The sequence below is a fragment of the Kitasatospora sp. HUAS MG31 genome (assembly GCF_040571325.1).
Classification (GTDB): Bacteria; Actinomycetota; Actinomycetes; order Streptomycetales; family Streptomycetaceae; genus Kitasatospora; species Kitasatospora camelliae.
The window spans coordinates 6,975,716-6,995,714 of sequence record NZ_CP159872.1; the positions used below are offsets into that span (position 1 = coordinate 6,975,716).

The 19,999-nt window shown below is 75.5% G+C and carries 17 protein-coding genes and 2 pseudogenes; 7 read left to right on the forward strand and 12 right to left on the reverse strand.

Annotation, left to right across the window (positions count from 1 at the left end; translation table 11 throughout):
- Positions 1-189 precede the first annotated feature (189 nt).
- The 3 genes from ABWK59_RS31410 to ABWK59_RS31420 all read left to right on the forward strand — a co-directional run bounded on the left by ABWK59_RS31410 (position 190) and on the right by ABWK59_RS31420 (position 2,516).
- On the forward strand, positions 190-795 hold the full coding sequence (locus tag ABWK59_RS31410; protein WP_354644049.1) for a response regulator transcription factor: 606 nt from the start codon (positions 190-192) through the stop codon (positions 793-795).
- A gap of 126 nt (positions 796-921) precedes the next feature.
- A complete protein-coding gene (locus tag ABWK59_RS31415) occupies positions 922-1,557 on the forward strand; it encodes a DUF309 domain-containing protein (protein WP_420492877.1) in 636 nt (211 codons plus the stop codon).
- Between the two features lie 59 nt (positions 1,558-1,616).
- Entirely contained in the window at positions 1,617-2,516 is a 900-nt protein-coding gene (locus tag ABWK59_RS31420) for an aldo/keto reductase (RefSeq protein ID WP_354644050.1), read from the forward strand.
- A 57-nt stretch (positions 2,517-2,573) separates the two neighbouring features.
- On the opposite strand, the gene ABWK59_RS31425 is transcribed toward ABWK59_RS31420, so the two are convergent.
- The 3 genes and pseudogenes from ABWK59_RS31425 to ABWK59_RS31435 form a co-directional block, all read right to left on the reverse strand.
- A complete protein-coding gene (locus ABWK59_RS31425) occupies positions 2,574-3,095 on the reverse strand; it encodes a DinB family protein (protein WP_354644051.1) in 522 nt (173 codons plus the stop codon).
- Between the two features lie 88 nt (positions 3,096-3,183).
- Positions 3,184-3,543, reverse strand: a complete 360-nt coding sequence (locus ABWK59_RS31430) for a S1 RNA-binding domain-containing protein (protein ID WP_354645163.1) — start codon at positions 3,541-3,543, stop codon at positions 3,184-3,186.
- Positions 3,495-3,695: pseudogene (locus tag ABWK59_RS31435) on the reverse strand (S1 RNA-binding domain-containing protein); the annotation flags it as partial. The pseudogene ABWK59_RS31435 and the gene ABWK59_RS31430, both read right to left, overlap by 49 nt.
- A 456-nt stretch (positions 3,696-4,151) precedes the next feature.
- Here ABWK59_RS31435 and ABWK59_RS31440 point away from each other — a divergent pair.
- Entirely contained in the window at positions 4,152-6,836 is a 2,685-nt protein-coding gene (locus ABWK59_RS31440; protein WP_354644052.1) for an SCO7613 C-terminal domain-containing membrane protein, read from the forward strand.
- An 18-nt stretch (positions 6,837-6,854) separates the two neighbouring features.
- Here ABWK59_RS31440 and ABWK59_RS31445 read toward each other — a convergent pair whose 3' ends face one another.
- The 3 genes from ABWK59_RS31445 to ABWK59_RS31455 form a co-directional block, all read right to left on the reverse strand.
- Positions 6,855-7,259: a PPOX class F420-dependent oxidoreductase gene (locus ABWK59_RS31445; RefSeq protein WP_354644053.1), complete on the reverse strand. Its 405-nt coding sequence runs from the start codon at positions 7,257-7,259 to the stop codon at positions 6,855-6,857.
- A gap of 56 nt (positions 7,260-7,315) precedes the next feature.
- A complete protein-coding gene (locus ABWK59_RS31450; RefSeq protein WP_354644054.1) occupies positions 7,316-7,981 on the reverse strand; it encodes a GOLPH3/VPS74 family protein in 666 nt (221 codons plus the stop codon).
- 147 nt (positions 7,982-8,128) lie between these two features.
- Positions 8,129-8,881 (reverse strand): (Fe-S)-binding protein, encoded by a 753-nt coding sequence (locus ABWK59_RS31455; RefSeq protein WP_354644055.1) that lies wholly within the window; start codon positions 8,879-8,881, stop codon positions 8,129-8,131.
- Between the two features lie 326 nt (positions 8,882-9,207).
- Here ABWK59_RS31455 and ABWK59_RS31460 point away from each other — a divergent pair, with 326 nt between their 5' ends.
- Entirely contained in the window at positions 9,208-10,716 is a 1,509-nt protein-coding gene (locus tag ABWK59_RS31460) for a hypothetical protein (RefSeq protein ID WP_354644056.1), read from the forward strand.
- Positions 10,717-10,811: 95 nt separating this feature from the next.
- On the opposite strand, the gene ABWK59_RS31465 is transcribed toward ABWK59_RS31460, so the two are convergent.
- Entirely contained in the window at positions 10,812-11,792 is a 981-nt protein-coding gene (locus ABWK59_RS31465) for a helix-turn-helix transcriptional regulator (protein ID WP_354644057.1), read from the reverse strand.
- A gap of 127 nt (positions 11,793-11,919) precedes the next feature.
- On the opposite strand from ABWK59_RS31465, the gene ABWK59_RS31470 reads away from it, so the two are divergent.
- Positions 11,920-12,759: an NAD(P)H-binding protein gene (locus tag ABWK59_RS31470; RefSeq protein WP_354644058.1), complete on the forward strand. Its 840-nt coding sequence runs from the start codon at positions 11,920-11,922 to the stop codon at positions 12,757-12,759.
- 104 nt (positions 12,760-12,863) lie between these two features.
- On the opposite strand, the pseudogene ABWK59_RS31475 reads toward ABWK59_RS31470, so the two are convergent.
- The 5 genes and pseudogenes from ABWK59_RS31475 to snpA all read right to left on the reverse strand — a co-directional run bounded on the left by ABWK59_RS31475 (position 12,864) and on the right by snpA (position 18,724).
- Positions 12,864-13,951: pseudogene (locus ABWK59_RS31475) on the reverse strand (permease).
- A 51-nt stretch (positions 13,952-14,002) separates the two neighbouring features.
- Positions 14,003-14,866, reverse strand: coding sequence for an NAD(P)H-binding protein (locus ABWK59_RS31480; RefSeq protein ID WP_354644059.1), 864 nt, complete (start codon positions 14,864-14,866; stop codon positions 14,003-14,005).
- 71 nt (positions 14,867-14,937) lie between these two features.
- Positions 14,938-16,554 (reverse strand): MFS transporter, encoded by a 1,617-nt coding sequence (locus ABWK59_RS31485; protein ID WP_354644060.1) that lies wholly within the window; start codon positions 16,552-16,554, stop codon positions 14,938-14,940.
- Between the two features lie 121 nt (positions 16,555-16,675).
- Complete coding sequence (locus ABWK59_RS31490; protein ID WP_354644061.1) at positions 16,676-17,773, reverse strand: DUF3048 domain-containing protein; 1,098 nt, start codon at positions 17,771-17,773, stop codon at positions 16,676-16,678.
- Between the two features lie 294 nt (positions 17,774-18,067).
- Entirely contained in the window at positions 18,068-18,724 is a 657-nt protein-coding gene (gene snpA / locus ABWK59_RS31495; RefSeq protein ID WP_354644062.1) for a snapalysin, read from the reverse strand.
- 219 nt (positions 18,725-18,943) lie between these two features.
- On the opposite strand from snpA, the gene ABWK59_RS31500 reads away from it, so the two are divergent.
- Complete coding sequence (locus ABWK59_RS31500) at positions 18,944-19,924, forward strand: LysR family transcriptional regulator (RefSeq protein ID WP_354644063.1); 981 nt, start codon at positions 18,944-18,946, stop codon at positions 19,922-19,924.
- Positions 19,925-19,999 lie beyond the last annotated feature (75 nt).

Consider the following 19,999-nt stretch of genomic DNA (forward strand, 5'->3'; position numbering starts at 1 on the left):
GGGCTCGGGGCGGGCTCGGGGCGGGCTCGGGGCGGGCGCGTGGGTGTGCGCGGGGTGGGCGACGGCTCCGCGCGACGTTCGGGCGGGGAGGGCGAAGACTGGAGGCAGGAGGGTGGTCCGTCCGGGGTCGGGCGGGTGGCCCTGTCGAACGGCCGCCACCCGGCGCGGCCGTCCACGCCGAGGACCCGCATGACAACCGAACCGACCCGTGTCGCAGTCGTCAGCGACTGCCCCCTCTTCCGGCTCGGCCTCGCCCAGGTCGCCGACGCCGCCCCCGACCTGGTCCCCACGGCCGAGGTCGGATCGGTGGACGACGTCGAGAAACACCTGGACGACGTCGACGTGGTCCTGCTCGACCTGCAGGCCCAGCCCTCGCACCTGTCCGCCGCCGTCCACCGGCTCGCCGGACAGGGTGCCAAGGTGCTGGTGCTCTGCTCCGGCCTGCAGGCCGACATCGAACCCGCCATGCAGGCCGGCGCCCGCGGGTGCCTGAGCCGGCAGGCCGGCGAGCAGGAGCTGGTCGCGGCGGTCCGGCTGATCGCGTCGGGCTGTGCGTACGTGTCGGCGGCGCTCGCGGTGCGGTCGTGGTCGGACGCGACCTTCCACCTCACCGAGCGGGAGAAGCAGATCCTGCGGCTGGTCGCCGACGGCGAGACCGACCACGGGATCGCCGAGCGGCTGGGGATCAGCGAGCACACGGTGCACTCGCACCTGGACCGGCTGCGGGACAAGATCGGCTCCCGGCGGCGGGTGGACCTGACGCGGTTCGCCATCGCGCACGACATCGTGCCGTGACGGTTGCCCGTGGGTGGGGGTGCTGTGGGTGGGCGGCTCTGCGGAGGTGCGCTTCCGTTTTCGCGCAGTTCCCGCGCCTCCGGGGGTTTGCCGATTGCGCTGGGTGCGGTGGGGGAGAATCGGATCATGAGCGATCCGATGGTGGAGGGCGGGGAGCCGGTCTGCTGGCTGGAGCGGGTGTGTGAGGGGTGTGGGCGGCTGCGGGAGCGGCCCGGGCCGGAGGCGTGTGAGCACTGCGGCGCGCTCCCCGGCGGCGGGGCGCCCCCGGCGTCCGCGCCGCGACGGGTACCCGGGCGCGATCGGGACGCCGCGGGCCGGGCCCGCAGCGGACGTCCGCGGGACGGGCTGGGACGTCCGCTGCCGTACGGTGCCCAGGGGGTGATGCGGCAGCCGGAGGGTGTGCTGCGCTCCGGGCCGCAGACGCTGGCCGAGGCGCAGCGGCTGATCGACGCCGGCCGGCCGTTCCACGCCCATGAGGTGCTGGAGGACCGGTGGAAGTCCGGGCCGGAGGAGGAGCGCGGTCTCTGGCGCGCCCTCGCGCAGTTCGCCGTCGGCCTGACCCACGCCGCGCGCGGCAACGGTACGGGCGCCGCCGCGCTGCTCGACCGCGCCGCGGACGGCCTCGCCGGGTGGACGGCCGCGCCGCCGTACGGCATCGAGGCGGCCGCGCTGGCGGCGTGGGCGCGGGAGCGGGCGGCCGAGGTGCCGGAGGTGGCGCTGGTGGCTCCGCCGCTGGTGAGCGGTGGTCAGTTCGCCGGTTGAGCCGGGTGAACCGGTGGATCGGGGCGGGCGTTCCTGCGCGGCCGTGAAAGACTTCGATCATGGGTATAGAGACGATCACCGCGGCGAACGCGGGCAGTTGGGAACTCGGCGACCTCCGCGTCCACCGGATGGGGTTCGGCGCCATGCGGCTCACCGGCAGCGCGCCGTTCAGCGCCGGCGTGCCGAGCGACCGCGAGCGGGCGATCACCGTGCTGCGGCGGGCCGTCGACCTCGGCGTGAACCACATCGACACCGCCGCCTTCTACTTCTCCGCGCTGCGCTCCGCCAACGAGCTCATCAACCGGGCTCTCGGCCCGTACCCCGAGGACCTGGTCATCGCCACCAAGGTCGGGCCCGGGCGTGATCCGTCCGGTGAGTGGTGGTGGGCCACCCCCGACCAGCTGCGCGGCCAGGTCGAGGAGAACCTGCGGCAGCTCGGGCGCGACCACCTCGACCTGGTCAACCTGCGGACCCGGGGCAGCGGGTCGATCGCCGAGCACTTCGGGGCGCTGAGCGAGCTGCGGGACGCCGGGCTGATCCGGAACCTGGGTGTGTCGAACGTGCAACTGTCGCACCTGGATGAGGCGTTGGCGATTGCGCCGGTGGTGTGCGTGCAGAACCGGTACGGGCTGGGCGCGCGGACCGAGGCCGGAGGGGAGGTGCTACGGGCGTGCGGGGAACGGGGGATCGCGTTCGTGCCGTTCTTCACGATCGCGGGCAGCGGCGGGGACACCGGGGAGGCGGCGGCCGAGCATCCCGGGGTGCGGGAGGTGGCGGCCGGGCGCGGGGTGAGCGAGGCGCAGGTACGGCTGGCGTGGACGCTGCAACAGGGCGCGCACGTCCTGGCCATCCCCGGGACGGGCAGCCCGGAGCACCTGGTGGAGAACGTGGCGGCGGGCGGTATCCGGCTGACGGCGGAGGAGTTGGCGCGGCTGGACGAGCAGGCCGCCGGCCACTGAGGCCGTGACGGTGGGCCCGGGGCCCGGACGGGTGCCGGGCCCCGGGTCGCGGAACGGTCAGTAGTAGCCCTTGGCGCCGTCGAGGAGTTCGCGGATGGTGTCGAAGTGGCCGGCGTGGCGGGCGGTTTCCTCGATCATGTGGAACAGGATCCAGCGGAGGCTGCCCGCGGAGGCGGGGAAGTCGGGGTGGCGGCCGGTGTCGTCCAGGCCGTGGGCGGCGATGATCTCGTCGGACCGCTCGCACTGCTGCCGGTACTCGTCGAGGAGGGTGGTGAGCGCTATCCCGTCCACCTGCATCTCGGCGTCCTCGACGTCCTCCTTGAACAGCGGGCCCTCCTTGGCGCCGCCGAGCAGGACGACCTCGAACCACAGGTGTTCCACCCAGCGCAGGTGGGACACCAGCCCGGCCACGGTCATCCCGGGGGAGGTGGGCAGCAGCGCGCGGTGGGCGTCCTCGTCGGACAGCTCCGCGCACTTCCAGTGGACGACCGCGCGCTGCATGGACAGCCAGCCGAGGAGCTGGGTCCGCTCGTCGGCGTCGTACGCGGGGCGGAGGCGGGGAGGAAGGGGCGTCGTCATGGGCGCTGACGCTACTCCGGCCTTGTGGACGGCGCATGCTGATTATCCGTCAAGGATCCGGCGGGCGGTGTGCGCGGGTCCGCAGCCGCTACGCGGTCGGCGGGCGGAGGGAGAGGGTGATCCGGCGGGTGGGGCCGTCGGCGGCGGTGAGGGTGACCTGGACCCGGTCGCCGACGCGCACGGCCCGGGGGGCGAGTTCGTCGAGGGGGACCAGGCCCACGACGGCCGGGGCCACGCGGACGAAGGCGCCGAAGGACACCAGGCCGGTGACCGTCCCGGCAGGACCGAGCCGAGGGGGTGGGTGGCGAGGAAGCGGGGGAACGGGTCCGGCCGGAGGGCCTTGAGGGACAGGGACACCTGTTCCCGGTCGAGGTCCACCGACAGCACCTCGCAGCGGACCCGCCGGCCGACCTCGACCACCTGCCCGATGTCCTCGACGTGCTCCCAGGCCAGTTCGGGCACCTGGATGAACCCCGTGTCGCGGCCGAGCTCCCCGTCGAGGTGGACGAACACGCCGAAGTTCGGGGTGGCCGCGACCACGCCGGTGCGGACCTCGCCGCGCCGGACGGTCAGCAGGAAGTCCCGGCGCCGGTCGGCCACCGTCGGGTCGGTCCGCCAGCGGGCCCGGACCTCGCCGTCCGGGTCGGGCAGTACGGCCGCCAGCAGCGGGTCGCGGTCGACCGGCAGCAGCGGTACCAGGGCGAAGAGTTCGTCGCCGGTGCGGTAGCGGTCGTCGTCGAGCAGCCACTCCTCGGCGACCCGGGCGAGGGTCGCGCCGTCCGCGTGCCGGACGACCAGCAGCGGGCGGTCGGAGCGGCGGAGGAGGCCGAGCAGGTGCGGCCGGTCGTCGGTGAGGTCCGGCCAGACCGCCAGGCGCGCCCGGGGCGTCAGGGCGGAGCGCAGGGCCGCCGCGGGGCCGACGGGGCCCGGAGGGCGGGTCGCGGGCGGACGGGGACGGTGAGGATCACGCCGCGAGGGTACGGGGCACCGGTACCGGTGCCAAGTGAGTAGCTGTACTCATGTCCACGGGCGGGCCGGACCTGCACACTCTCAGGCATGACGAGCCCTCACGCCGCGCCCTGTCCCGACTGCGGCACCGACCTCGGGCCCGGGCCGCACGCCCGGTGCCCGCACTGCCGGCTGCCGCTCACCGGCGCCGACGCCGCCGCGCTGTGGCAGGTCGTCATCGCCCTGCGCGCGCTGGACGAACAGCGCGGCGCGATGCTGCTGCGGCGGGACCACCTGCTGGCCGGGCTGCGTGCCCGCCGGGACGTTCCCGACCCCGCCCCGGTGTGGGGCGCGCCCGCGTTCGTAGCACGGCACCCGGTCGGGGCCGGCGGGCCGGCCGTTGGGGCGGCCGAGGTCTCCGGGCGGTCGGCGCAGACCGTGCTGCTGGTGCTCGGTGGGCTGCTGGTGAGCGTGGCCGCCCTGGTGTTCACCGTGGTGAGCTGGGGCCGGCTGGGCATCGCGGGCCGCAGCGCCGTCCTGTTCGCGCTCACCGCCGTCGCCCTGGTGCTGCCCTCCCCGCTGCGCCGGCGCCGGCTGACCGCCACCGCGGAGGCGGCGGCCGCCGTCGGGCTCGGCTTCCTGGTCCTGGACTGCTACGCCGCCCGGGCCGCGGGCCTCGGCGGGCTGGACGCCACCGACGGCCTCGGCTACTGGGCCGGCGCCACCGCCCTGCTCGCCGCCGGGTCGGCGGCCTACGGCTGGGCGCAGCGACTGCGGTTCCCGCTGGCGGCCGGCTTCCTGCTGACCCGGCTTCCCGCGCTGCTGGCCCTCGCCGCGGCCGGGGTGGAGCAGGTGCAGGCGTATGCGGCGGCGATGGTCGCGGGGACCGTGCTGGACACGGTGCTGCTGGTCGGCGCGGAGCGGCAGGCGGACGGACGCCTCGGCGGACCGATCCTCCGACGGGCCGGGGCGGGGTTCGCCGTGGTGTGGGCGCTGAGCGGCGGCGCGGTGGCGGTGCTCGGATCGGTGACCGCGAGCGGGTTCGCGGGCGCCCTGGCGGCCTGGGGTCCGCTGGGCGTCCTGGCAGGCCTGGGGACGGGCGTGGCGCTCCGGCTCACCGCTCTGCCGCGCGAGGGCCGGCTCGCGGCGGCGGCCGGGGCCGCCGTGGCGGTGCTCGCCGCCGCCGGCGGGACGCTGCGCCCGCTGCTTCCCGCGGACTGGGCGGGGGTGGCGTACGGGCTGCCGGCGACGCTGCTGGTGATCGGCGCGGGTGCGGCGCTGCGGCGGACGGCCGAGCGGGCGGCCGAGCCGGTGGACGGGCGGGCGGTCGAGCCGGTCGTCGAGCCGGTGGAGGGTCAGGCCTGGGCCGGGGTGCTGGCCGCGGCTGGCGCGGTGCTGGGGCTGGCCTCGTTGGCGGCGGTACCGCGGGCGCTGGCCGCCGCGCTGGTGCCGCTCGGGCACGCGCCCGCCGCCTGGGCCCCGGACGGCGGGTCGTTCCGGGACTGGCAGGCGTCCTGGCCGGTGCCGGGGTCGGCGCTGGTCGGCCTGGTGCTGATCGCCGTGGCCGCGGGCGCGCTGGCCGTGCTGCGGGCCGTCCGCCTGCCGGCCGGGGTCGCCGAGGCGGTCGCCGTGGTGGCGGGCCTCCCGGCGGTGCTGCTGATCGCCCCGGCCGCCGGGCTGCCGTACGGGGTGTCGATGGGCTGGGCGCTGCTGCTCGCCGTCCTGGCGGCCGGCGCGGTCGCGCTGCGGCCCGGCCTGCCGGCCGCGTGGGCCGGGCTCGGCGTGACCGACGCGCTGGCACTGACCTGGGCCTCCGCCGACCGGGCGGCGACCATCACCGCCCTCGGCCTGTGCACGGTGCTCGCCGCGGTGGTGGCGTGGCGGGCCGCCGTCCGCGGCGGGGCGAGCGCCGCCACGGCCGCAGCGGTGGCGGCGGTCGGGGCGGTGGTGTCCCTGGGCGCCGAGGCCGCGGCGGTCGGCGACACGGTGGGCCTGGCGCAGCCGTCCCTCGGGCTGTTGCTGCTCGGGGTGGCCGTGGGGACCGTCCCGGTGGCCGCGGTGCTCGCCCGCCGGGCGGGCACGGAGACGCGTGCGGAGGCGGGCGCGGAGGCGGGTACGGACGGGAGCGCGCTGCGGCAGGTGTCCTGGGCGGTGGAGGGCGCGGGGTGCGCGCTGGCCGCGGTGGCGCTGGCCCTGACGGCCGGGACCCCGGGGGTGCTGTCGTTCGCCCTGGCGGCGGCCGGCGTGGGGGCCGCGGCGGTCGCGCTGCGGGCCGACCGGCGGGCGGTGGCCGGGGGCGTGGCCACCGGCCTGCTGCTGGCCTCGTCCTGGATCCGGCTGGCGCTGTGGGGCGTGACCACGCCCGAGGCGTACACCCTCGGCCTGGCGGCGGCGGCGCTGGCGGTCGGTCACCTGCGGTACCGCCGCGACCCGGCGCTGTCCTCCTGGGCCGGGTACGGGCCGGGGCTCGGCCTCGGCCTGGTCCCCAGCGTGCTGGCGCTCGGGTCGGACGGCCACTGGCTGCGGCCGCTGCTGCTCGGCGCGGGCGCGCTGGCGGCGACCGTGGTGGGCGTGCGGCTCCGGCTGCAGGCGCCGCTGCTGCTGGGCGGCGGCGCCCTGCTGCTGACGGCGGGACACGAGCTGGCGCCCACGGTGGTCCAGGTGCTGGGGCTGCTGCCGCGCTGGGTGCCGCTGGCGGTGGCCGGGCTGCTCCTGCTGGCGCTCGGCGCCGGGTACGAGCAGCGGCTGCGGGACGCCCGGCGGCTGCGGGAGGGGCTGCGGCGGCTGCGATAGCCGCCCGGGCCCCGTGCCTCAGTCGGTGAGGGTGATGCGGATGCCCACGGTGCCGTCGTTGCCGCGGCGGACCTTGCTGCCGAGCAGGGTCAGGACGCCCAGCAGGCCGTACTTCTGGCGGAGCAGGGTCCGGTAGGCCGCCGTCTTCTGCGGGGTGCAGATCTCGGCGACCCCCGGCACCTGCTCGCCGGTCGGGTTGCCCCGGACGTCACAGGGGCCGACCAGCACGTCGGGGCGGTTGCGGATCCGGCGGACCTTCCAGGAGTCGGCCACCGTCCAGATGCCCAGCGCGTCGCCGTCGCGGACCACCCACACCGGGGTGGGCACCCCGGTGCCGTCCTTCTTGAAGGTGGTGACCAGCAGGTAGCTCCCGGCGGCGAGGCGGATGAGTCGTTCGAGCCGCTCCTGCGGTGTGGCGTCCATGGCGGGCAGTTTAGACCGCCCGTCGTCTCCGCGAGTCGGTGGTCAGCGCACGGTGGTCAGCTCACGCTGGCGGCGACCACGGCCGCCGTGGTGGCGGCCAGGATCGCGGCCTGGGCCGCCTGGATCGCCTCCCGGAGCGCGCCGTCCGCCCACTGGCCGGCGGCGATCTCGGCCATCCGCGGCTTGACCTCCCTGCCCGGGACGCCCGGGAAGGCGAGCCGGTGCAGGCCGGAGCCGTGCAGCAGGGCGATCAGGCCGGCGGTCCGCTCGTCCGGGTGCGCACCCGCCTGGACCACCGCCTTCAGCCGGGCGCGCAGCTCGCGCTCCACCGAGCCGTCCACCTCCGGGTAGCGCTTCACCGGGAACAGGCCGAGCAGCTTGTGGCGCTCCTCGGCGACCAGGCCGCGCCGGCACAGGCTCTCCACCGCGGCGGCGACGGCCTTCTGCTGGTCCTTCATCATCCAGTCGCCGACCTTGGGCTTGCGCTTGGACGGGATCCACGCGGCGAGCATCTCCAGGCGCCCGTCGAGGAGGGCCTCACCGGTCGGGGTCAGGTCGGCTATCGCCAAAACGCCGTTGGTCACGGTGATCCGGCCGCGGAGGGCGAGGTCGAGGAGGATGCCGCCGACGACCGGCCAGCCCACCGTGAGCCGGTCCTTGGCCGTGCCGGACACGTCGTCCAGCGACAGCAGCATGATCTCCTCGCTGAGGGTGACGGACATGGGGTGCTCCTTGGTCGGATCGGGTGTTCCGACGGAACCGACGCCCCACCTGCGAGGAAGGTTCCCGCCGGACGGACCGTCAGGGTCCCTGCGGGGCAGGCCGTCTGCGCCTTCCGCACGAGACGTGGCCTGCCCGGAAGGCGGTGCTCATCGCGCGTCCGCCTCGGTGGAGGCGAGGATCTCGGCGATGTGCAGCGGGCGGAGCGGGGCGTCCCGGCGGTGCAGCAGGCCGCCCAGGTGCATCAGGCAGGAGTTGTCGGAGCCGCAGAGCACCCCGGCGCCGGTGGAGAGCGCGTTGCGGACCTTGTCCTCGCCCATCGCCGTGGACACGGCCGGGTTCTTCACCGCGAAGGTGCCGCCGAAGCCGCAGCACTCCTGGGCGCCCGGCAGTTCGACCAGCTCCAGCCCCTTGACCGCCCGCAGCAGCCGCAGCGGCCGGTCGCCCAGCCGCAGCAGCCGCAGCCCGTGACAGGAGGGGTGGTAGGTGACGGTGTGCGGGAAGTACGCGCCCACGTCCTCCACCCGCAGGACGTCCACCAGGAACTCGGTCAGCTCGTGGACGCGGGGCCCGAGGTACGTCGCCGCCTCGGCCAGCCGGGTGCCGCGGCCCTCGGCGGCGGCCCTGGCCGCGATCCGCGGGTAGCCGTCGCGGACCATCGCCGTGCAGGAGCCGGACGGGGTCACCACGTGGTCGTAGCCCTCGAACGCGGCGGCCGTGCGGTGCACCAGCGGCTCGGCGGCATGTCGGTAGCCGGTGGTGAACTGGGGCTGCCCGCAGCAGGTCTGACCCTCCGGGAAGTCCACCTCCACGCCGAGCCGCTCCAGCAGCCGGACGGTGGCGACCGCGGTGCCGGGGAAGAGCGCGTCGTTGACGCAGGTGGCGAAGAGCGCGACACGCATCGGTGCTCCTTCGGGCGCGGTACGGCGGGCGCCGCGCCCCGGACAGGGGACCGGGCCGCCCGCCGCGGGGAGTCTAACGGCGGTGCACCACCGGCGCGGGAACCGTCGGCGGCCGGGCGCGGTCCGGTCGGCCGCGGCCCCCGGCGGCCGGCGCCCCACCCGCGGCGGCGGGACTCCGTACCGGAGGTGTCCTCGCAGCTGAGGGGCCGTGCGACGGGCCGTCGAGGGTACGTGCGAGGCTTCTCCCGTCGGGGCCGACCGCCCCGGCGGCGTGGACGGGCCGCCCCCACCCTCGGGGCCGCCCGTCGGGGAGGGGCACGATCACGATGGAGACGGACCGGCTGGTCGACGAGGCCTGGCACCGGGACACCGGGCCCGCGCGGCTGCGCGAGCTGGCGGCCGCCCCGGAGCTCGCCCGGATCGTCGCCGCCCGGATCGGCCTGCCCGCCGAACTGGCCGAGGAACTGGCGCGGCGGGCCGAGGCCGGCGGCGCCGCGTGGACCGAGGTGGCCCGGGCCCTGGCCGCCCAGCCGGCCACCCCGCGGGAGCGGCTGGCCCGGCTGGCGGCCCACCCGGAGGAGTCGGTGCGGTGGACGGCCGCCGTCCACCGGGACACCCCCAAATCCGCCCTGAAGGCGCTGGCCGCCGACCGCTCGCCGGGCGTCCGCCGGGCCCTGGCCGCCCGGGAGGAGCTGCCCCGCAAGGTGGCCGCCGCGCTGCTGGCCGACGAGTCCCCGGAGGTCCGGCTGACCATGGCCCGCCGGGTCGGGGCCCGGCCGGAGGAACTGCGCGCCCTGGCCGGCGACCCGGACCCGCGGATCCGCCGGGTGCTGGCCGCACTCGGCCACGGCGACGCCGCCGACCTCACCGACCCCGACCCGCAGGTCCGCCGCACCGCCGTCGAGCACCGCGGCCACCGCGAACTCGCCCCGCTGCTGCCCGCCCTGGCCCGGGACGAGGACCAGGTGGTCCGCGAGCTGGCCGCCGCCCAGGGGCGCAACCACGACCCCGCCCCGCTCGCCCTGCTCGCCGCCGACCCCGAGCCCCGGGTGCGGGCCGCCGCGGCGGCCAACGCGTACACCCCGGTGGCCTCGCTCACCGCCCTCGCCGCCGACCCCGAGCTGGTGGTGCTCACGGCCCTCGGCCGGAACCGGCTCGCCCCGCCCGCCGCCCTGGCCCGCCTGGTCGACACCCTGGCCGAGCGGTACGGCTCCGCCGCCCCGCAGCCCGCCGAGGCCCCGGAGGCGGTCCACGGGCTCGGGTACGCCGTCCTCGGCCACCCCGCCACCCCGCCCGAGTCGCTGCGCCGCCTGCACGCCCTGGAACTGGTGCCGTACTTCCACCCGGGCAACGCCATGGACCAGCCGAACTGGCCCGCCGACCTGCTGATCGGCTTCGGGCTCGCCGCCTGCGCCGGCGCACGGGACCCGGTCGACCGTGCCGCCCGCGCCGCGATCGAGCGCGCCGCCGGCACGGAACCGGCCGGCCGGGTGGTCGCCGCCATGATCGACAGCCCGCTGGACGCGTTCCGGGCCGCGGTCGCCAACCGGCACGCCCCGCCGCGGGCGCTGGCCGAGTTCGTCCGCCGGGCCGACCGGGAACGGGACGCCTACCACCTGGACTCCGTCGCCCGGAACCCCGCCACCCCGCTGCCGGTCCTGCTCGCCTGGGCCGTCGGCCGGCGGCGCTGCGCCGCGATGCTGGACAACCCCGAACTGCCCGACGGCGTCCTGGCCCAGCTCGCCGAGTGCACCGACGAGGAGCACGCCGAACGGGCCCGCGAACTGCTGGAGGTCCGCGCGCTCCGGGCCGCCGGACGGGCGGAGGCGTGCTGACCACCTCCGCCCGGCGGGCCGGTTCGAGCCGCCGGCCGACACCTCCGCACGCGGGCGAGCCGCGGTTCCGCGAGGACGGGTGACGGTCGGTCGGGTCAGCCGCGCGGCCCGTCGCCCGGCCGTACCTCCGGCGGGGCCGCGGTGCAGCGGGCGCCGACCGTGCGCAGGCTGTGCAGCAGCTCCGGCGGCCCGTCGACCTCGAACTCGGCGTCCAGCGCCAGGATGTGCAGCGCCAGCCGGTACGGGCTGTCGGCCGAGGCGTGCACCACGCAGCGCCGCTCGTCCAGCGGCTCCACCGCGACGGAGGCCGGTATCCGGGCGCTGATCGCCTCGGCCGGCTCGTGCACGGTGACCCTGGCCCGCCAGCGGGCCCGGACGGTGTCCACCCCGCGCTGCACCAGGTCGGCCGGCGGCTCCCCGCGCGGCACGAACCGCGCGCCGAACGGTACCCGTGGCCGCAGGCGGTCCAGCCGGAAGGTCCGCCAGTCCTCCCGGGCGGTGTCCCAGGCGACCAGGTACCAGCGGCGGCCGGCGTGCACCAGCCGGTACGGCTCGGCCTCGCGCAGGGTCTCCCGCCCGTCGTGGGTGCGGTAGTCGAAGCGCAGCCGCTGGCGGTCCCGGCAGGCGCCGGCGACGGTGGCCAGCAGGTCGGCGTCCACCGGCGGTGCACCGGGCCCGGCGGGGGAGACCGCCACCGTGTAGCCGTGCAGGGCGCCGATCCGGCGGCGCAGCCGGTCGGGGAGCAGCTGGTGGAGTTTGGCCAGGGCCCGGACCGAGGTCTCCTCGATCCCGGCGACACTGCCGCCGGCGGCCGTCCGCAGGCTGACCGCGACCGCCACGGCCTCCTCGTCGTCGAGGAGCAGCGGGGGCAGCCGGCCGCCCGTTCCCAGCCGGTATCCGCCCGCCACTCCGGGGGTGGCGTGCACCGGGTAGCCGAGTTCCCGGAGTTTGTCGATGTCGTACCGGACGGTTCTCGGGCTCACCCGCAACCGCTCGGCGAGCTCGGGCCCGCTGAGCTCGGTACCGGTCTGGAGCAGGGACAACAGCCGGAGCAGGCGTGCGGAAGTTTTCAGCATGTCCACGTCATCTGGCAATCGCGGCAACGATCCTGCCGCATCGGATGGGATCGTATCTTTCGTAGGCGAAGCGGAATTGACCACTTCGCCGTCAGACCATTGTCGAGACTACCTCGGAGGAAAGTCCGTGATTCTGGTCACCGGAGCCACCGGAAACGTCGGCCGCCACGTCGTCGAGCTGCTCACCGCCCGCGGGGAGAAGACCCGGGTGCTGGCCCGCGACCCCCAGCGGGCCGCCGGCCTGGGTGCGACCGAGGTCGTCCAGGGCGACCTGACCCAGCCCCGGACCCTGCCGGCCGCCCTGGACGGCGTGGACGCGGTCTTCCTGTTCGCCGCCCCCGGCTGCGGGCCCGACCTCGTGGCGGCGGCCGAACGGGCCGGCGTGCAGCGGGTGGTGCTGCTCTCCTCGGACTCGATCGACGACGAGCAGGCCGAGCAGTCCAACCCGATCGCCGCCTACCACGCGGAGATCGAGCGGGCGCTGCGCGGATCCCGACTCGCCTGGACCTTCCTGAGGTCCGGTCACATGGCCATCAACGTGCTGCCCTGGGCCGCCCAGATCAAGGCCGGCGACGTGGTCCGGGCGCCGTACGCCCAGGCGACCAGCGCGCCCGTCCACGAGGCGGACCTGGCCGAGGCCGCCGTCGTCGCGCTCACCGAGCCCGGCCACGAGGGCCGGACCTACCGGCTGACCGGCCCCGACTCGCTCACCTCCGCCGAGCAGTTGGCGCTGATCGGCGCGGCCATCGGGCGGCCGCTGCGGTACGAGGAGCAGACGCCGGAGGCGGCGCGGGAGCAGATGAGCCGGTTCATCCCGCCGTTCATCCTGGACACCCTGATGGCCGGTTCGGCCGCCTCAGTGGGGCGGACGGCCACCGTGCTGCCCACCGTCGAGGAGCTGACCGGCCGCCCGGCCCGCAGCTTCGCGGCCTGGGCCCGGGACCGGGCGGGGGACTTCGCGGCGTAGGCCTCCGCCGGATGCGTGCACCTCGGGGCACGGGGAACCGCGCGAGGCGGGAGGGTACGGGTCCGTTCCTTCCGGTTCGCGCGGTTCCCCGTGCGGTCGTGCCGTCAGGCGTTCATCATCCGCAGCATCTGCCGCCCGCCGGTGCGGAGGAACCGGACCAGGAAGGCCGTGGCGAGCAGCAGGAACGCCAGGTTGAGGTACGTGGTGTAGTCCCAGGAGACGCCCTCGGTCGGGATGGTGGCGTCGGCCCGGTCCGGGATCAGGCCGAGGGCGCCGAAGAGCAGCTCCACGCCGTACCCGGCCGCGACCGTCGCGGTGTAGAAGGTGACCAGCTGGAACAGCGCCGTCCGGGCGGCCGTAGTACTTCCGGTAGATGTTGAGGATCGGCAGGATCAGCAGGTCGGCGAAGATGAAGGAGACCACCCCGCCGAAGCTGATGCCGCCCTTCCAGAGCACCACCGCCAGCGGCACGTCGCCGACCGAGCAGACGAACGAGGCGATCGCCACCAGCGGCCCGACCAGGGGTCCCCAGATCTTGGCGGCCACCGGGTACTCCTCGAAGAAGAACGCCTGCCAGAACGCGTCCGGTACCCAGGCGGCCACCGCTCCGGCGATCAGCAGGGCCGAACACCAGGTCCCGCAGGATGGCCGCCCACTCCATCACGAACACGTGGGAGGTGGCGGTGAACCCCTCGCCGGAGAACAGCCGGCTGCGGAAGCTCCCCTCCCGCCGGATCGACATGTCCATCGCCGTGTGGCCCTCCATCGAGCCGGACCGCCCGCGGGCCGCCTGCCGGCGGGCCTCGGCCAGCAGCGAGGGGCGCAGGAACCGCCGGAAGAGCAGCGCCAGCACCACGATCATCATCGGCCCGCCGACGAACTCCGCGGCGGTGAACTGCCAGCCCATCAGCAGGGCCAGGATGATGCCCAGTTCCACCACCAGGTTGGTGGAGGCGATCTCGAAGGCCATCGCCGCCGTGAAGTCCGCGCCCTTGAGGACCAGCGAGCGGGCCAGCGCCACGGCCGCGTACGAACAGGAGGAGGAGGCCACGCCCAGCCCCGCCGCCACGGTGAGGGTGCGCGGACGGTCGTCGCCCAGCAGCGAGGTCACGGTGGCCCGGTGCACCACCGCCTGGACCACGGCGGACAGCGCGAAGCCCAGGATCAGCGCCCAGAGGATCTCCCAGGTCATCGAGGCGGTGATGGACAGCGCGTGCAGCAGGGCGTCTCCCACGGCGGCCGGTCAGCCCTCGATCAGGGGCCGGGCCCAGCGGGCGAACTCCGCGATGCCGCGCGGCTCCCGGCCGGTCAGCTCCCGGACGCCGTCGGCGACCGCGGCGTGCGCCCCCGCGCGCAGCGCGCCGAACACCGCGACCACCTGCTCGGCGAGCCAGGACGGCAGACCGGCCTGGGCCAGGCCCGCGAGCGCCGCCCCGTCCGCCACCGGTACGTACTCCACCGGGCGGCCGAGCGCCTCGGACAGCCGCCGGGCCACCTCGCCGTAGGTGATCGCCTCCGGTCCGGTGAGCAGGTGGGTGCGGCCCTCGCGGACCCGCGAGGTGAGGACCTCACCGGCCGCCGCGGCCACGTCCCGCGGGTCGGTCATCGCGATGCGGGCCTCGCCCGCGGGCAGGAGGATGCGTCCGTACTCCCGGATGGTGGCGGCCGAGCCGAGCACGTTCGCCATCAGGTGGGCCGACCGCAGGACGACCCAGGGGAGCTCGGCCGCCCGCAGCCGGTCCTCGATCCGGCCGTGCTGGTCGAAGAAGACCGTGGGGGAGCCGGTCTCCGCGCCGATCGTGGACAGCATGACGATCTGGCCCACCCCGGCGTCGGCCGCCGCCGTGATCGCGGCCGAGGCGTGCTCGACCTGCTCGGGGTGGTTCGGGCAGAGCAGGAACATCCGCTCGGCGCCCTCCGCGGCCCGGGCCAGGGACGGCGGGTCCTCGAACGCGCCGACGGCCAGGGCGACCTCCGGGCCGAGCGTCCGGGCGGCCCGGTCCGCGTCCCGGACCAGGGCGCGCACCGGAACCCCGCGCCCGAGCAGCTCCGCGACGACCAGCGGGCCGACATGCCCGGTCGCGCCCGTGACCAGCACCGGTGCCATCGGTTGATCTCCTCGTTCGGTGGTGCGTGTGGTGCGTGTGGTGCCTGTGGTGGTGGTCGGCTCCCGGGGCGTCAGACCGCGTCCGGTCCGCTCCGGGCGGCCGGCTCGGGGGTGGGCGGGACGGCCTCGCGCTCGATCTCGTGCTCCCGGACCAGCCACAGGGCGAGGGCCGCTCCCGCGAAGCTCAGCAGCGCCCCGAGGAAGATCACCGTGTTGAGGCCGCTGAGGAACCCCTCCCGGGCGGCGGTCGAGGCGAGGTCGCGGACCCCGGGCGGGACGAAGGTCAGGGCCTGCTCCAGGTCGCCCGAGGAAGCCGACTCCACCAGCTCGCGCGGCCGGCCGTCCTCCGCCAGCGGGGTCCCGGGGGCCAGCGAGCGGACCTTGTTCACGCCCTGGGCGACCAGGATCGCGCCCCAGACCGCGATGCCCACCGCGATCCCCACCTGCCGGAAGGTGTCGTTGATGCCGGCGGCCATGCCGCTCTTCTCCTTCGGCACCACGCTGACCGCCACGTCCGCGATCACCGGGTTGATCAGCCCGACCCCGGCCCCGGCCACCAGGAAACCGGGCAGCAGGGTGGTCCAGTCGTCGTCGGGGTCGATGCCGCCCATCAGCAGCAGGCCGGTACCGACCGCGGCCAGCCCGACGCCCAGCAGGAACCGGGCCTGCACCCGCGACAGCAGCAGACCCGCGATCGGGGCCACGAAGAAGCTCAGCAGGGTGATCGGCAGGTACCGCACACCGGCCTGGAACGGCGTCAGCCGCAGGTAGTTCTGCAGGTAGAGGGTGGTGTACAGGAACAGGGCGAACAGCGAGCCGGACACCGAGAACGCCGCCAGCTGGACCCCCGTGAACGCGCCCCGCTGGAACAGGCCCAGCGGCAGCATCGGCTCCGGCACCCGCAGCTCGATCAGCACGAACAGGGCCATCAGCACCGCGGCCCCGGCGAACAGGCCGATGATCAGCGGGCTGCTCCAGCCCTCCGCGTTGCCCCGGACCAGCGCCAGCACCAGCAGGAACAGCGAGCAGCTGAAGGCGGCCACGCCCGCCCAGTCCACCCGGGTGGCGTTCGGGTCCCGGCTCTCGCGGAGCCTGGTGTAGGTGACCACCAGCGCCGCGACGCCGATCGGGATGTTCAGGTAGAAGATCGACTCCCAGCCCAGCGAGTCGGTCAGCGTGCCGCCGATCAGCGGCCCGACCGCAACCGCCACACCGATGGTCGCGCCGTACAGGCCCATCGCGGTGCCGCGCTCGCGTCCGGCCGGGAACTCCTGCGCCACCAGGGCCAGCGACACCGCGAACATCACCGCGCCGCCCACGCCCTGCACCGCCCGGGCCAGGTTGAGCATGGTCGGATTCTGCGCCAGGGCACAGAACAGCGACGCCGCCGTGAAGATCACCAGGCCGGCGGCGAAGGCCCGCCGCCGGCCCAGCCGGTCCGCCAGCGAGCCCGCGGTCAGCACCAGCGCCGCCAGGGTGAGGGTGTACGCGTCGAAGACCCACTGCAGGTCGCTGAAGCTCGCGTTGAGGTCCTTGCGGATCGACGGCAGGGCCACGTTCACGACCGTGATGTCGAGCAGCAGCATGAAGGTCGCTACGGAGACGGCGATGAGGGTCCACCACTTGCGTTCCACGAAGCCGCTCTCCTCGTCGCGCGGGCCGGGCGGCGCCCACCCGTGGAACGACACGGTAAGCACGGCGGCGCCCCGGACGGCGGTACCGACACATGGGCGGATGGGGGACCCGTGCGGCCGGGGTCGGGGGCTTCGCGGCCGGGGTCGGGGCGCTCGGCTGCGTCGGCCGGTCCGGCTACCGGGGTTCGAGGACGACCCAGACCTGGCCGGGGTGGAAGGGCATCCGCTGGCCCGCGAAGGTGAACTCGGTGCCGGCCGCCGGGTCCGGCCGGGACCAGCTGCCCTGGTACGCCATGCCGTCCCGGAGGACCACCGCCTCGCCCGAACCCACCGTCGGCGCGTACGGCACCAGCTGGCCCGCGGAGTCCTTGAGCCCCATCGGCGAGGTCGTCCCGGCCACCTTCTGCACCACGATGGTCGGCGCGCCCAGCCGTCCGGCGTCCCGGGTGGCGCCGGGCCGGCCGTCCATCGACACCAGGTACCGGCCCTCCTCGGGGGACCAGGTGAAGGTGAAGGTCGCCGCCGGCATCCGGGCCGTGAACGACTGCGTGGGCACCCCGCCGGCCGGGGCGTCGCCGAAGCGGAAGCCCACGTCGCGGGCGGGCGCCGAGTCCGGCAGCGCCGCCAGCACCTCGGAGGGCACCACGTACTCGTTGTACGGCGCCACGTTCTCACTGCCCCGGAAGAAGGCGCCGCCCACCTCCGCCGGCGAGGCGTTGTACACGTCCGCGGCCGCCAGCACCGGCAGGAACCTGCTCTGCGCTCCGGAGTAGACGAAGTCCACCTTGCCGTACTGCTGGAGCAGGGGGAGGTCGGTCTCCCGGGCACTGCGGACCGGTCCGATGGTGTCCCGGGCGGGCAGGTGGCCCGAGTCGAACACGGCGAGGAAGCGGGAGATGCCGCCCTCCACCTCGATCGCGTACACCACGTCCGCGGAGTTCAGGCCGGTCTGGGGACGGGCGTTGACGACGTTGTCCACCTTTACGGCCAGGATCCGGCCCGTTTCGCCGGGCAGGCCGGTCAGGGGGGAGACGCCGGGGGTGGGGGTTCCGGTGTCCCCGGTGGGGCCCGGGGTCCCCTGCGGGGACTCGGGGGTGGCCGCCGCGGTGGTGGGGGAGGGGGCGGCGGGGGAGCGGGCGGGGCCGCCGGCGGTGAGGACCGCCGCCAGGACCACGGCCAGCAGCGCCGCGCAGCCGGCGATCAGGACGGCGGCTGCCCGCTGCCCGGAGGACGCGGTGTCCCACCGCGCGCGTACCCGTTCGAACGCATTCATGTCCCGGCTCACCTCCGCGCCCCGACGATCCGGGCCCCGGCACTCCCCAAGACGCACCCACGGTCCTCCCCGGTTCCCCAGTCTCTCCCGCCGGCCCCCGGGCAACCACCAGAGGCGCAACTGGGCAACACCAGGGGCGCGTGGGGGCACCTCCCAGCCGCCAAGGCTGGGGGAGAACTGCGCGAGAACCATGGGCGGCGTCGCGGTCCGGGTCGGTGATCGGCAACGTGGGTGGGGCCCCGGCGTGGGGCGGGCCGCCCTTCCGGGGGAGGGGCGACCCGAGGGGGTGGGGTGTCAGCGGGCGGTCTTGGTGAGGCCCTTGTCGAAGGCGGCGAGGCCGTTGGCCCACAGCTGGTCGACGCGCCGCTTCTCGTTGGTGTTCGGGTACGGGTTGGTGCAGGAGGTGCCGGGTCCGCCGCCGGACATCAGCTCGCTGCACGGGCCGGAGTAGTGGTCGGGCAGGCCGAGCACGTGGCCGGTCTCGTGGGCGGTGACCCGGGTGGAGTCGTACTGCTGGTTCTGCCGGTAGTCGAGGAAGATGTAGCCGCGGCCGTGTCCGTCGGTGCTGGCGTAGGAGCCGCGGGAGTCGTTGCCCTCGTAGTAGCGGAAGTCGGCGTTGCTGCCGGAGCGCAGTTGGACGTTGCGCACGGAGCTGTTCCAGATCTGGGCGCTGCGGGAGATCTGGGTGCGGAAGGTGGGGGCGCTGCTGGCGTCGTAGGTGACGTAGACGGTCTGGATGAAGGGGTTGGCGGCCTGCTTGGCCAGCGCGGACTTCATGACGGCCTGGTGGAAGGCCTGGATGTCGGCCTGCTCGGCCGCGGAGCCGGAGTACGAGCCGGCGGTGTAGCCGAACTCCGGGGCGGGGGAGGCCGCGGAGGCGGGGGTGGCGGCGAGTCCGGCGGCGAGTGCGACGCCGAGGGCAGCCGAGAGCACGGTCACGGAGCGGTTCATGGGGGACTCCTGTCCGGGTGTCCCGGGGCGGATTTGGGGGGCGCCCCGGAACGCGGATGAACTGGATGCACCGAGCTTCGGCCAGTACGGCGGGCCGGCGGATGATGCCAACCGGCGATAGCGCCGCTCAATATCCGGGTCAATATCCGTACCGTGCACGCTTGTTGACAAACTGTCATGTACTTGGCGAATAGGTGTCGGCGCGGTTATGCTCCCCGGGTGGAGCTCGACGTCAGACACCTCCGCGTGCTGTGTGCGATCGCGGACAGCGGCAGCGTGCGTAAGGCGGCGCGTCAGCTCGGCATGACCCAGCCCTCCCTGACCACCCAGCTCCGCCGGATCGAACGGGCCATCGGCGGCGAGCTGTTCACCCGCGAACGGACCGGGAGCCGCCCCACGGCGCTCGGCCACACCGTGCTCTCCCGGGCCCGTCCGGTCATCGCCGAACTCGCCGAACTCGTCGCCGCCGCCCGCCGCGAGGCCGCCGGCGCCGAGCGACGCCGGCTGCGGATCGGCAGCGTCGGCAGCCGCGCGGTCGCCGCCTGGCTGCGCCGCGTCCACACCCGCCTGCCGGACACCGACACCACCATCCACATCGACATCTCGGCCAACAACCTGCTCCGGATGGTCGCCGCCGACGAGATCGACGTGGCTTTCGTGCACGAGAGCGAGGGCTTCCCGCTGCGCGTCCCCGCCGACGCCCAGCACCGGGTGGTGATCGCCCGGGAGCCGCAGTTCGTCGCGCTGGCCGCCGGACACCCCGCCGCCCGGCGGCCGGTGGTCAGCCTGGCCGACCTGGCCGGGGACACCTGGATGGTCGACCCCACCGCCGACCACGAGTACGCGGCGATGCGCCGGGCGTTCGCCGAGGCGGGGCTCAACCCTCGCGTCGTCCAGGTCCGGGACAACGCCACGGCCGACGAGCTGGTCGCCGCCGGCGAGGCCGTCCGCCCCTGCCAGCCCACCTCGATCCCGGGCGCGGGGGCGGTGGTCCGGCCGGTGCACGGCGATCCGCTGGCCGTCCGGCTGCTGCTGGCGTGGCGCCCCGGCGCCCTCAGCGCACCCGCCCTGGACGCCCTGCACTCCGACCTGTGCTCCGCCTACCTGGACCTGGCCCGGGTGAACCCGGCGTACCGGGCGTGGCTGCTCCAGCACAACCGGACGCTGCGGCATCTGGTGGCGCCGCCGCTGGCCGGCTGACCCGCACCGTCACGGCCTGCCGACCACCGTGGCGAGACGCGGGGTTGGCAGGATGTCAGACACCGGTCCGGTCCC